Raw genomic sequence first — 13,493 nt, forward strand, 5'->3', positions numbered from 1 at the left:
AGAAGGGAGAGATAAATTATGGAATATAATAATATAATTGTTGCCGTTGATGGATCAGAAGCTGCTGAAAAGGCGTTTCAGAAATCATTAGATATCGCAAAACGTAACAATGCTCGTCTTATCCTTGCACATGTAGTTGATTCCCGTAGTTTTGCAACAGCAGAGGCATATGATCGTACATTATCAGAGCGAGCAGAGGAATATGCAAAGGAATTACTCGACGCATATGTTGCGAATGCAAATGCTGCTGGACTAACTGACTTAATTAGGTGTGTAGAATACGGTTCTCCTAAAGTAAAAATTGCGAAAGATATCGCTGAAAATTTTAATGCTGATTTAATTATTTGTGGTGCGACTGGTATGAATGCAGTTGAGCGCTTTCTAATTGGAAGTGTATCTGAAAGCATTACGAGATATGCATCCTGTGATGTTTTAGTAGTAAGATAATAACGCGCGGGAAGGGAAGAGTCTCGCTAGTTGTTGGATTGGACGTAAACAAAGCGCTTTGGGGTAACCCAAGGCGCTTTATTTTTCCATATCTATGTTTATTTATTTTCATAGTAATTGTGTTCAAGTTCCGACAGATTTATACTCAATTTCATCGAGAGTAAAAAGGACCTGTCATAAATAGTTTGACAAAGCCCTCAATGGTTTATTTGCTTAAACGTACGGTATCTCTCGCAATCATTATTTCTTCATTGGTTGGAATAATAATAACCTTTACTGGTGAATGTGGGTAATTGATAAATTGCTCTTTCCCACGAACATCGTTGAGTTTAGGATCCCAATAGATTCCCATGAACTCTAATCCAGTTAGGATTTGCTCACGAATGGTTGTACTATTTTCTCCTACACCGGCAGTAAAGATAATTGCGTCTACCCCGTTCATTTTTGCAGCATAAGAACCGATATATTTATGAATACGGTCTGCGAAAACCTTCAATGCTAGCTCTGCACGTGGATCCGTATCTGACTTTTCTTCGATATCGCGTAAGTCACTGGAGAATCCAGACAATGCAAGCATTCCGCTTTTTTTGTTTAACACATTAATAACTTCATCGGCCGTCTTACCAGTCTTATCCATAATATACGGAATAAGAGCAGGGTCAATGTTACCAGAGCGGGTACCCATTGTTACACCAGCAAGTGGAGTGAAGCCCATGGAGGTATCCAATGACTTACCATCTTTGATCGCTGTAATACTTGCTCCATTTCCAATATGGCAGGAAATCAAACGTAAATTATCAAGTGGAACATCCATTAATTCAGCTGCACGTTCCGAAACATACTTATGTGAGGTGCCATGGAAACCATATTTGCGAATACCAAAATCCTCATAATATTCACGTGGCAAACTATATAAATAAGAAGATTTCGGCATTGTTTGATGAAAAGCCGTATCAAATACAGCAACCATTGGTATGTTCGGTAAAATTTCTTTAAATGCATGAATTCCTGTTAAATTCGCAGGATTATGCAATGGTGCAAGCTCAGATGTTTCTTCAATTTTTGCAATAACTTCATCTGTAATCAATACAGAATCACTGAAAAATTCCCCACCATGTACAACTCGATGTCCAACAGCATTAATCTCATCAAATGATTGAATCACACCAGTAGAAATCAGAGAATCCAATAGCATCTTAACAGCAACACCATGATCTGGAATATCGATTACTGTTTTATTCTTATTTCCATCTACTTCAATTGTAAAAATTGAATCACTCATTCCAATTCGTTCAACTAATCCGATCGCCGTAACCACTTCTTCTGGCATTTTTATCAATTGAAATTTTAATGAAGAACTACCTGCATTAATTGCTAATACATTACTCATTGCTGTCAACTCCTAAAATTAATGTTGATAAAGTGAAATCATTTGACGGGATCCCTCTCCCCACACTTAGAGGTTGGGGCTTTTACAGTCCATTTATGCTTGGTAATTTTCAAACCATCTGTTCATTTGGCCTAGGATGTCTGCTGTTGCATTTGCATTCTTGAAAGATGGCATTTGTACAAGTAGCGGCTGTTTTGGCGCACTTGTTGCTGCAGATTTTCTCTGCAACAAGAGAATGCTCTTTGCATTCTTTTCTGATTTAAATGCTGATTCAGGTAAGCGAATAACCCCGATTATATGAGCATGTTCTTGAAGATATGCATGCAGCTTATCTGATTGGTCACTGTCAAAAAGAAATTCAGGGATGACTAGAATCAGATAACCCGCCTCTTTTGTATAACGCAAACTTTGCTCGATAAACAAGTGATGTGCGTAAGAATGACCAGTATCTGCTTTTAACTGGTACTCATTCGCTACAATATCGTCTGGATAGTATCCAATTGGCAAATCGGCAACAATTAAGTCGACTGGATCAATCAGGAATGGTCTTAAGCTGTCCTGATGAAAAAACTCAATTTCCTTTTTCTGTAGGTTCGCATTAATAACAGATAACTGAATTAAGGTTGGATCAACTTCACTAGCATAAGCTTTTACATTTTGCTTGAGCTGACCAAGAACAGTTGTCAGTAAATTAGCCGTTCCACTAGCCGGATCAAAAATACGCAGCTCTTCTTTATCTTTTGTGAGCTTGCCGGCAAGATACCCTACAATTAACCCGACTGACTCTGGTGTCATCACATGTTGCTCTTGCGTTGCGTCTTTCATTCCTTTTAAGATTACGAGTTGAACTGCCTTACGGATATCTTCAACTTCAAAAGAATGAAAATCTATGTTTGCTAAAGCGCTATGTAATTTTCGATTTAAAATATCGTCCATGTCTTCAGGTGCACCTTCATAAAATAAGTATTCCATCGCAACTGTTAGGCTATCGAGATACGGTTCATTCAGGTGCTGCTGAATGATTGTCGTTGTTTCATCCAACCAGCCGAATAATGTTTCGACACTTGATTTTTCCATGAACTATCCCCCATTCTATTCTTTCACAACTTTTCCAGTGTAACAAATTATACAACAACATGTAAACTAAATTGTAATCAGTCTTAAAAAACCTCAAAATTTAAAATAACATAGGGGCTGACCCCCATTGCTTTTATGTAAAAAATCTCACTGTTACTTTTTATCTTTCTAAAAAAAGACTATTTGGTGAACTGTTGAGCAAGCCTTTACCAGGAAAATCTCTCCTCGTAAAACGGGAGAGATTTTCCTTTCTTTATTCTGCTTCACCAGCAGCTTTCAATGCTGCTTCGTAGTCAGGGTGTGTAGATACTTCCTCAACGTATTCTACATGTCTGACATCATCATTGGAATCAACGACAAAGATTGCTCTTGCAAGCAGTCGCAATTCCTTCATTAATACACCGTAATTTTGGCCAAAATCTGCATCGCGATGATCTGATAGTGTGTCAACTTTCTTAATTCCGTTAGCAGCACACCAGCGACTTTGAGCAAATGGCAGATCCATGCTAATCGTTAAGACAACAACATTATCTAACTTATCTGCATCTTCATTAAAGCGTCTTGTCTGCTCGGAGCAAACGCCAGTATCAATAGAAGGAACAACACTGATTAATTTTACTTTTCCACTATAATCCTTTAACGTAACCTCTTTTAAATCATTGGATAACACTTTAAAATCAGGAGCTTTATCTCCTACTTTAACCTCAGTACCAACTAACGTAACAGGCTCCTGCTTAAAAGTAACATTTACCATCGTTTGTATTCCTCCCTTTATTTAAACCTACCATTATTATGAAGATAACCACTTTGCCTGTCCAATAATTCGAGCTGAAAAACTGTTAAATTTATGTGAACGAGGCATTCATCATACAATTACCCAAAATAGTTTGAGATAAAACCTATTCTAGATATCAAATTGAAGCGGGCCATCCCCATGTCGCTCATCTTTTTGTTTTGCTTTTTCCTCTTTATTATTATCTTTTTTTGAACTAGCAGATTCTTTCATGAACTGTTGCACCTTATCAACTACTTGAGGAGCAAAGTCTATCATCTTTTCGTACAGTTGAATATGCTGATCCATATGAACCATTTTAATGCCTTTCTCGTTAACAATTAAGAAGGCGACTGGAGTAATTGAAACTCCTCCCCCACTTCCACCTCCAAACGGCAGCGTAGCCTCTGCGTCACCATTAGATTGATTCGGGCTAAATTCGCTACCTCCAGCAGCAAAACCGAAACCTACTTTCGATACAGGGATTATCAAACTCCCATCCAACGACTTAACTGGGTCTCCGATAATCGTATTTACTTCCACCATTTTCTGTAGATTCTCCATTGCTGTTGTCATTAAACCTTGTATTGGATGCTCTTCCATTATTCATTTCCTCCTTTATCAGCTTGTAAAGCTTCCTTCATCAATTGAAGATACTTCTTCCGCTTTGTAAAAACGTACATAGCTTTCCCTAAACGCATCGATAACATACAATCTAGATTTGTATATAAAAATCGATGTTGAAAATTAGGTTCAACATGAATAATTGGCTTACATTTCAATTGTAATTTGTTTATTAAATAGAGACTCACAGTATTTTTAATTGTCCATATCCCCCCAATCATGATGCCGGTAAGAGCTGCATCTCCGGTACCCCCAACTGTACTCCATGTAAAATGACGCAAGCAAATTGGCTTTAGAACAGTATTTAAAAGCTGGTCAACCTTTTGAAGTTTTTGATGATACGATTTTATTCTTCCTGAAAAGAAATTCAAATCAGTTTCACTGCTTGTATTCGATTTTTCATTGATGTTGGAGAGATCGTAGTATTTTTTATACAATCTGATTCGCAAAATAAATACAGAAACAGTAACATGCTGTTTCGTCTGGTCATAAATGTACTGCATGGAAATGTAAACATGAGATAGGAATATTAGCCATAAAAACAGAATAATTACCAGTAAAATGATAAGCAGCATATCGTGCCAACTTTCTTACACAATCTTTTGTCACTAGTCTGTAGCATTTACAATATTTTTAAACGTTTTAATGCCTGATTATTAGGATATTAAAAAAAGGAGTGCTATGATAAAGAAAATGGTAGCAATTGGAGGGTTTAGTAATGGACAATCGCAGAAACATGTTTTTTTATTATAATAGAGACGGAGAAACAGATGATAAAGTTGAAACCTTACAAAATTTAGCTATTGAAAACGGATTCACTATCGTTGATAACCACAAGGATGCCAATCTTATCGTGAGCGTTGGCGGTGATGGTGCGTTCCTGCAAGCTGTGAGAAAAACAGGCTTCAGACAGGACTGTCTCTATACTGGAATCACGCGTGAAGGGCAATCTGGGTTATATTGTGATTTCAACATTGATAACTTTGATCAGATGCTCCATTCCCTTCAACATGATGAATTAGAGGTACGACGATTTCCGATTATTAAAGCACAGATTAATGATGGCAATTCCTTTTATTGTCTTAACGAGGTAACCATTCGTTCGACAATTGTAAAAACAATCGTAATGGATGTAGAAATTGATGGAAACCATTTTGAAACATTCCGTGGTGATGGTCTAGTTGTCGCTACACCTACTGGCAGCACCGGCTACACGAAATCTGCCAACGGTGCCGTTATTGACCCATTAACAGCATGCTTTCAAATTTCTGAAGTTGCGTCATTGAATAATAATCAGTATCGTACACTTGGTTCCTCATTCATTTTAAATAAGAATCGTCATTTAAGACTTAATGTACTTCAAACAGGAAATGATTATCCAATTATTAGTCTCGATAATGAAGCACATCCAATTCGTCAAATCGATAATATTCAGGTTACGATGGACGATTGCGTCATCAAAACCGTAAAATTGAAAAATAACTCTTATTGGGATCGCGTAAAACGAACATTTTTATAAAAGCTTAAAAAAATCCTTCTCGTTATCTCCCGAGAAGGATTTTTGGATACGCTACATACGACTGTAAACAATGTCCCCATCAATAACTGTCATCGCAATTTGAATCGCATGAATCTGATCTTCTTTTACTTGAAAAATATCCTCTTCTAAAATAGTGAAATCTGCTTTGTAATTATCTTTAATAAATCCTCTTGATGATTCCCTTCCGATAGCATATGAACTGCCGGTTGTATATAGATGTACTGCCTCAAAGACTGATAATTGTTCAGCGCCGTTGTATATATTCCCATCAAATGTAGACTGACGCCGTACTGCTGCTTCTATACCAAGCAAGGGATCTACCTGCTCTACAGGTGCATCTGAACCACCTGCACACCTTATGTGATTATCGAGTAAAGTTTTCCAAGCATAGGCAAGTGGAAGACGTTGATACCCAATTCGTTCAATAACCCATGGAAAATCGGAGGCAACAAATGTCGGCTGGATATCAACCACTACCGGAAGACATTTAAGCCTTTGCAATGTGGATTCATTTAAAATTTGCCCATGAATAATCCGATCTCGCTTTTCCCCTTGTATTGGATATTTTTCAATAACAGCTATTACCTCTTCTAGTGCCTGATCACCGATCGCATGGATTGCAACTGGTAGGTCACGGGATCTTGCTTTTGCAACAAGTCCTTCCAGATCTGCCTTCGTATGCATTGGTACACCCCTATTTTCTGGATCATCACAGTAGCTTTGGCTGAGCCATGCTGTTCTTCCCCCGAGAGCCCCATCAGAGAAAATCTTAATGGCTCCGAGTTCAACATACTCAGTTCCGCTCCTAAAACCTAGATTTGCTGCAAATAATTCATCCATCACTTCATGATGAACTAGCAAATGCGCCTTAAATTTATTAGAAGTGTGTATTGCACGATAATATGCGTCCAAAGTTTTTTTGAAACCTCCATAATAAAAAAGGTCTTCCGTATGGCCACCAACCAATCCTTTTGATACGAGATCATTTACCGCTATTTTAATTACATTTTCTAAATAGCTCCCCGTTACTTCCGGCATCATTCCTTTTATGATGTCTTGTGCGGCATCATGAAAGTATCCTGTAGCCTCCCCTTGTTCGTCTCGTACTATTATTCCGCTATCTGGATCTGGGGTTGTATTATCAACACCAGCTAGCTCCATCGCCTTGGAATTAGCAAGCAATGCATGTCTGCAAACACGAGTAAGCATCATTGGGTTATCTGGGCAGATTGCATCGAGTTCTGATTTATGAATGATTACTGGATCATCCCATTGATTTTCATTCCACCCTTCTCCTATTAGCCATTCTCCCTCGGCCAGCTGCGCTACTCTTCCCTTTAATGCAGCTTTGACATCACTTGCTGACTTCATTTGTGATAAATCCAGGCGTAATAGCTTTTCACCATGACCAATGATATGCAGGTGACTATCAACAAATCCAGGAAGCATCGTTTTACCTTGAAGATTTATTTCATGCTCAATTTGTTTATCAAATTGCTTGTGTATCGACTCATATGTACCAACTGCCTTAATTGCATCTTTTTCAGTATAGACTGCATCAACAGCTTCTCCTTCATTTTCCAACGTATAAATCTGTCCACCAAACCATAACACTCCCATGTTTTTCCCCCTAGATCTGTAAAGTATTCGATTATTTAAAACTCTACGCATTGGTAGTGGAAAATGCAAGCAACATTTTTTGCTTGCAAGTTTAGAAATGCCTAAAAATGTTAGCCTCGAATAATACTAAAGAGCTACTCTTGAATTCAAGAGTAGCTCCAGCCAATTTTATTTAATTATTGTTATTGCATACCACCAAACTGTTGTTCAGCCATTGAAACTAGACGTTTCGTAATTTCTCCACCAACAGAACCGTTAGCACGAGAAGTTGTGTCTGGACCAAGTTGTACACCAAATTCTTGAGCAATTTCATACTTCATTTGATCTAGTGCTTGTTGAACACCAGGAACTACTAATTGGTTTGAATTGTTTGTCGCCATGTTAGTTCACCTCCTTGGTACTTATAGAATGTGTCACCTGGAGGGAAAACATGCAGAAATAAAATTGGTATTTCCTGTTAGTTCTGTCTAATATTTGTTAAAAGCGGTTGTTCAAAATCCCGGTGAAAATGACACATCGAGGAGAACACACACTAAAACAAATCACTAAAGGACTCTTCGATATCCTTTTTGTCGTAAACCGTTATGGTCTCGATATTTTCGATTGCTTCTTCAATCGATGCTGCGAAATCATGCTTTGATTCATAATGATTGATCTTTACCCGCTTCGGTTTTGTTTTTGGAGACTTTGGTACAAAAATCGTACAACAATCCTCATATGGCAGTATTGAGGTTTCGTATGTTCCAATCTCCTGTGAAATCGAAATAACTTCCAGCTTATCCATCGCAACTAACGGACGTATGATTGGATAATTCGTTACTTCGTTTATTGCGTGCATACTCTCCATCGTCTGACTTGCTACCTGGCCGAGGTTTTCTCCTGTTGTCAGTGATAGAATTGACTCCTGTTCGCATACGCGTTCACTAATACGGAACATCATCCGTCTCATGATGGTCATCGCATACTCGTCAGGCATCTCACGGAAAATCTCTTGCTGCAGTTTCGTAAACGGTACGATATGAATTTTAATCGCTTTTCCATATTTCGTCAGCTGTTTTGCCAGATCCAATACCTTTTGCTTCGCACGTTCACTCGTAAAAGGTGGAGAGTGAAAATGAATTGCTTCTAGTTGTACACCACGCTTCATCGCTAGATAGCCTGCAACCGGACTATCAATTCCACCCGAAAGAAGCAAAAGTGATTTTCCTGATGTTCCAACAGGTAGCCCTCCTAGACCAGGAATTACACTGGAAGTAATATACGTTGCTTCTAATCGAACTTCCACCTTTATTTCCAAATCAGGCTGGTGAACATCAACAAGAATATCTTCTGTGTTTTTTAATAAATGTCCACCAAGAATTTGATTAAGCTCCTGTGAGCGTACAGGGAAATCTTTATTAATACGTTTAACAGACACTTTGAATTTTTTTACATCTGTATTCTCTTTCAACGCGTACAATGCTGCTTCTTTAATTTTTTCTAAATCATTGTCCACCATAATGGCCAAGCTTAAGCTGTGGATGCCAAATATCTTTTGAAGCTTGTCCATAATTGGTTTCGGATCTTCTCCATGTAAAAGAACGAACATTCTTCCTTGAGTTCGTTTAACTTTTACATTTGGAAAGTCTTTTAGCTTCGCTTGAATATTTTCCTGCAAGCGAATAATAAACTGCTTAATGTTTTTACCTTTTAATGACATTTCACCATAGCGAATTAATATATGATCATATTGCATAGATAATCTACTCCATTGCTTCTTTAAATTGTTTGATTGCTTTACTTAATGCTTGAATGAACAACTTCATTTCTTCCATCGTATTATCATAGGATAGGCTTACGCGTAATGCAGTTGTTGTTCGTTCACGCCCATAACCGCAAGCAGCTAATACTTTACTCTCATCCTTCAGTTTAGATGAACAAGCGGATTTCGTCGAGATATAAATCTCTTGTTCCCCAAGCATATGAATAATTACTTCTGGTTTAATACCCGGTACAGACATATTAACAATATGAGCTGCAGCAAGTTCCGGAGTGTTTACTTCTACTCCATCCATCTCATTTAATTCGTCGTACAAGTAGTTTTTCATGTTTAATAAATGATGGTGTTCATTTTTTTCACGTTCTTTTATTATACGTAATGCTTTTACAAACGAAACAGAACCAGCGAGGTTTTCCGTTCCTGATCTTATGGAGTACTCTTGATTTCCCCCATGAAGGAGCGGGAACAGTTTGGTGCGATTGTTTATATAGAGCATACCAGTACCTTTCAAACCATGAATCTTATGACCAGAAAAGGTACATATATCAATTCCACTATTTTTTAACTTGAGCGGGACCTTGCCAATACTTTGAACAGCGTCCACATGGAAGAATAGCTTCGGGTATTTCTTTGCAATTTCACCTATTTTTTCTATAGGTTGGATTGAGCCTGTTTCATTATTGACATGCATAATACTTATTAAAATCGTATCGTTACGAATTGCTTTTTCCAATTCTGTTACAGATACAACTCCGTTTTCATCTACTGGTAAATAGGTAACTTCAAACCCTAATGTTTCCAAGCTTTGACATGTCTCATATATCGAAGGATGTTCAATAGAAGATGTGATAATATGCTTTCCTCTCCCTTGATGCTCGAGGGCAATCCCTTTTACCGCTGTGTTATTCCCTTCGGTTCCACCAGAAGTAAATACAACCTCATCCACACCGATTCCAATTATGTCTGCTGCTTGTTTTTTCGCAGTCAAAAGGAGCTTCTCCGCAGTTCCACCTAATTGATGTATCGACGAAGGATTAGCAAAGTACGTGCTGGATACTTGCTGAAAGCTTTCCAGCACGGATGGATGTGGTTTTGTTGTTGCGCTGTTGTCTAAATAAATCATTTCATTAAACTCCTCATTTATAGATAGTACAAAAACAAAAAGGGAAGGCTGACCTAAGAAACTGAATAACGTTTCTTAAAGACAGCCCTCATTCGCTTATGCGGAATACCTTTGTTATTAGCTATTAACAGCCGTTTGGTTTGCTTCGATTCGCTTCAAAGCACCTGGCTCTACTTCTTCAATAGCTTTTGCTGCATTTTCAAGTGATAATTCATATTCACACGCACGGAAAAGACGCTCCGCTTCTTTCAGTTTAGCAGCAAGTTCTGAATTCTTGCTTCGGTATCTGTTTGCATACTGAATAACCTGTTCTGTTAAATATGCCTGATCTAACATAATTTCTACTTGTTCTGCAGATTGCTCCAGGGAACTTTGCGCTTCTGTTAATGCTTGCTGTACAGCCGCCATGTCCAATGGCTGCTTCTCTAACGCTTCAATAACTTTACCGTTTTTAGCAACAGCCGTCTCTATACTTGACCAAATAAAGTTTGGTACACCGGGAATATTGCTTTTCTTTAACCGGCGATTCAGGTACGTAATTTGATTTCGCATCTCAGCAAGCTTTTCTCTAGCTTCCATCTCATCTTTGCGTAAATTATGGATGCTTTTCTTAAACTCTTTATGCTTCTCTTCTAGTTCTGTTATTTTCTTAAAGCCATCCTCTACCTGCTCACGTAACTCTGTATGCGTCTTTCCTTCTTCTTCCATGTTATCAGATAGCTTTTGTAATTGTTCACTTAACTTGGCAATTGTCTTACCAACTGATAAAAATCGTTCTAAATCATTATTTTCAACATAATAAGCTTTTTTTATTTCTTCCACTTCGATTTTCGTCGCGTCGAAAGTTGCTCCAAGCTCTTCGAGGGAATTTTCATATTCAGGAATATGTGCTTCGAGATAATTTTTCGCATGTGCTTCATTCTCCAAAAGCTCATACATTTCTTTAATTCTCTCTTCACTTTCCGAGATGAGTCCATCTGCTTCAGACATGTCACCAGCTTCCAGCTGCTCCAGCACGTCCGAAATTCTTTCCTGATATGTATAGATTTCTTTTTCTAAGGAAAGATGCTCGACTCGATAACCGTCTTCTTTCATTTCCTTAATCCCTGCAAGTAAATTATCGAATTGAGAAGGAAGATCGTGTTTACATTTTTTGTAGATTGCTGGAAATTCATTCAGAATCCCTTCTAATTCGGTTAGTTCAACTTTTACATGTTGAACAATTTGGCTCGCTTCCATATAGTCACCAGCCTCAACCAATTCATGATAAGAAGCTAATTTGTCTTCCAGCTCATCCAGCTTATTATCAAACTGAAGTTCTGCTTTTCCATAGAGATAGCGACTTTGTGAAAGTTTCTTCCGTAACGCCTTCAACACTGGTGTTAAATCAGCAACTTCCTGCCTGCTTAATTCCTCGGTTTTAAGCCATTCATCCAACTCACCTAAAATACTTTCAATGCTTTTTTCTATTCCTTGAAGTGTCCCTTCCAATTTACTCAAGACCGCATTTGCCTTCTTGATAAGGAATCGATCAGCCGCTTCTTCCGCATCAAATAAATGTTCTTCTATGTTTGGAAGTTCTTTTGTAATGATGTATTCCCAACGCTCTTTCCATGATTCGAATTTCTCTTGCGTTTCTCCGGATAAATTAAGCTTCTTAATTTTACTCAGCTGGGATGCGACATTTCTCTCCATAATATCCATCTTCCAGCTCTCTAATTGATCCACCCTGTCATAAATTCGTTTCCGGTAAATAAGTCCAATGATAATTAATACGATGATTGCTAAAATCGCTCCGATGATGTACCCCATACTATGCCTCCCAACCAGTTTCAATAAGAGGTTTCCCTGTCAAAAGTTCTATTTCTATAAAAAAATCACTTATAAATGGTCTTATTTTTTTATTGGAATATTCATTTCGTAAATATATTACATATGATACCATGGAATGAGCATTTTTGGCTAAAAAAATACAAATTAATTGCAGATTCGCCACGTTTTTTCATTTTATCACAATATGATAAAAAAACTGGAGCGGTTCAGTTCTGTTTTTTTCCACACATCATCGTGCTGTAATACCCTCATATCTAAAAGTGCGGGAACTAAAGCCATTGAATATGGAGGGTCCCAATGAATAAAGCTTCATTTTATAAATTGATTCCGTTTCGTGGAAGCTCCCTCAATTATAAAATCAAGCCAATTTTGCATTGTTTTAACATATTTCCTTACAAAAGCTTGATGTGAATACGCCCCGACAACTTGTTCCTTCCAATCGTTGTGTAAAATGTAAGGCGTTATTAAGAGTCCTTTCAATTGCATTAGCATATACTCACGTGTATCTCCTTTTACTCTACCATTTAACGCTTCAAAGAACGTTTGCTTAATATAAAAGTTTTCCTTTGCCAAATACGTAACAGCCATCTCTCGAACGAATACAGAATCTAAAGATAGCTCGCGTTGAATGAAACATGTCAATTGATGATTAGTTTGTTTATACTGTATAATAGTAAAAATTAGTCCATTCAGCTTTTCTAATGGAGATAGATTAGCAGCATTTTCCAATGATTCTTCAACTGTTTTCAGGTATTCTTCATAATAATTCGTAACGGCATATTCCAAAAGACCTTGCTTGCTTTTGAAATAATAGCTGATCAATGACACGTTAACACTTGCTTTATCTGCTATATCACGTACGGAAGTTCCATGAAAACCTTTTTGGAAAAACAGGGAAGACGCTGCCTCAATTACTTTTTGTTTGGTTGGGTTCTTTTTCATTAATTCTCATCTCCTTACATCAGTAATACGACAAAGAACCTTGTCTTTCCTGCAATTTTCGCTCGACAAAAATTGTATGCATGTCGAAATTGCACAAAAGCAGAAGCGCCTGGTTAGCGACGTACGGACTGCGCCCCGTACTTTGGGGTGGTTCGACTTGTCGAACATTCTTACGCAGGAGATAAAGGAAACACGGCGACCGTAGGAAGCCGATGTTGACTTTCACCACAAGGGTATAAGTGCGACTAAGCCTCTGGCACAGCCAGTCGGCAAGTCTTCTTTATCGTACGGAGGTGAGGGAAGTCTCGCTAGTCGCTGGGCGCTGGAGCTGGACGTAAGAACTTGTATTTTTTAAATTTAGAAAGG

Annotated in this window: 13 protein-coding genes; 2 read left to right on the forward strand and 11 right to left on the reverse strand. The window is 38.0% G+C overall.

All coding sequences use genetic code 11. From position 1 onward, the window contains the following. Positions 1-18: 18 nt before the first annotated feature. Positions 19-447 (forward strand): universal stress protein, encoded by a 429-nt coding sequence (locus tag NST46_RS18085; protein WP_095307345.1) that lies wholly within the window; start codon positions 19-21, stop codon positions 445-447. A 205-nt stretch (positions 448-652) separates the two neighbouring features. Here NST46_RS18085 and NST46_RS18090 read toward each other — a convergent pair whose 3' ends face one another. The 5 genes from NST46_RS18090 to NST46_RS18110 all read right to left on the reverse strand — a co-directional run bounded on the left by NST46_RS18090 (position 653) and on the right by NST46_RS18110 (position 4,813). Continuing rightward, positions 653-1,837: an acetate kinase gene (locus NST46_RS18090; protein WP_118889045.1), complete on the reverse strand. Its 1,185-nt coding sequence runs from the start codon at positions 1,835-1,837 to the stop codon at positions 653-655. 93 nt (positions 1,838-1,930) lie between these two features. Beyond that, positions 1,931-2,914: a class I SAM-dependent methyltransferase gene (locus NST46_RS18095; RefSeq protein ID WP_341137546.1), complete on the reverse strand. Its 984-nt coding sequence runs from the start codon at positions 2,912-2,914 to the stop codon at positions 1,931-1,933. Positions 2,915-3,167: 253 nt separating this feature from the next. Continuing rightward, positions 3,168-3,668 (reverse strand): thiol peroxidase, encoded by a 501-nt coding sequence (tpx, locus tag NST46_RS18100; protein ID WP_341137547.1) that lies wholly within the window; start codon positions 3,666-3,668, stop codon positions 3,168-3,170. A gap of 150 nt (positions 3,669-3,818) precedes the next feature. Then, positions 3,819-4,289 carry a GerW family sporulation protein gene (ytfJ, locus tag NST46_RS18105; RefSeq protein WP_095307349.1) on the reverse strand — a complete coding sequence of 157 codons (471 nt, stop codon included), beginning with the start codon at positions 4,287-4,289 and terminating at the stop codon, positions 3,819-3,821. After that, the gene (locus NST46_RS18110; RefSeq protein ID WP_251660017.1) at positions 4,289-4,813 is read right to left on the reverse strand and encodes a DUF2953 domain-containing protein; all 525 of its coding nucleotides are present in this window, start codon (positions 4,811-4,813) and stop codon (positions 4,289-4,291) included. Before NST46_RS18110 ends, ytfJ begins: the two co-directional genes overlap by 1 nt. Positions 4,814-5,028: 215 nt before the next feature. On the opposite strand from NST46_RS18110, the gene NST46_RS18115 reads away from it, so the two are divergent. Next, positions 5,029-5,829, forward strand: a complete 801-nt coding sequence (locus NST46_RS18115) for an NAD kinase (protein WP_340001833.1) — start codon at positions 5,029-5,031, stop codon at positions 5,827-5,829. Between the two features lie 51 nt (positions 5,830-5,880). Here NST46_RS18115 and NST46_RS18120 read toward each other — a convergent pair whose 3' ends face one another. From NST46_RS18120 to refZ, 6 genes are all read right to left on the reverse strand, one after another. Further along, entirely contained in the window at positions 5,881-7,470 is a 1,590-nt protein-coding gene (locus NST46_RS18120) for an amidohydrolase (protein ID WP_341137548.1), read from the reverse strand. 182 nt (positions 7,471-7,652) lie between these two features. After that, the gene (locus NST46_RS18125) at positions 7,653-7,850 is read right to left on the reverse strand and encodes an alpha/beta-type small acid-soluble spore protein (RefSeq protein WP_095307354.1); all 198 of its coding nucleotides are present in this window, start codon (positions 7,848-7,850) and stop codon (positions 7,653-7,655) included. Positions 7,851-8,002: 152 nt separating this feature from the next. Continuing rightward, positions 8,003-9,205 (reverse strand): tRNA uracil 4-sulfurtransferase ThiI, encoded by a 1,203-nt coding sequence (gene thiI / locus NST46_RS18130; protein WP_095307355.1) that lies wholly within the window; start codon positions 9,203-9,205, stop codon positions 8,003-8,005. A 7-nt stretch (positions 9,206-9,212) separates the two neighbouring features. Next, the gene (locus NST46_RS18135) at positions 9,213-10,352 is read right to left on the reverse strand and encodes a cysteine desulfurase family protein (RefSeq protein ID WP_341137549.1); all 1,140 of its coding nucleotides are present in this window, start codon (positions 10,350-10,352) and stop codon (positions 9,213-9,215) included. 117 nt (positions 10,353-10,469) lie between these two features. Further along, positions 10,470-12,164 (reverse strand): septation ring formation regulator EzrA, encoded by a 1,695-nt coding sequence (gene ezrA, locus NST46_RS18140; RefSeq protein WP_341137550.1) that lies wholly within the window; start codon positions 12,162-12,164, stop codon positions 10,470-10,472. Positions 12,165-12,494: 330 nt separating this feature from the next. After that, a complete protein-coding gene (gene refZ / locus NST46_RS18145; RefSeq protein WP_118889043.1) occupies positions 12,495-13,127 on the reverse strand; it encodes a forespore capture DNA-binding protein RefZ in 633 nt (210 codons plus the stop codon). Positions 13,128-13,493: the final 366 nt, after the last annotated feature.

The sequence above is a fragment of the Oceanobacillus sp. FSL W7-1309 genome, from assembly GCF_038002145.1.
Lineage (GTDB): Bacteria > Bacillota > Bacilli > Bacillales > Amphibacillaceae > Oceanobacillus > Oceanobacillus profundus.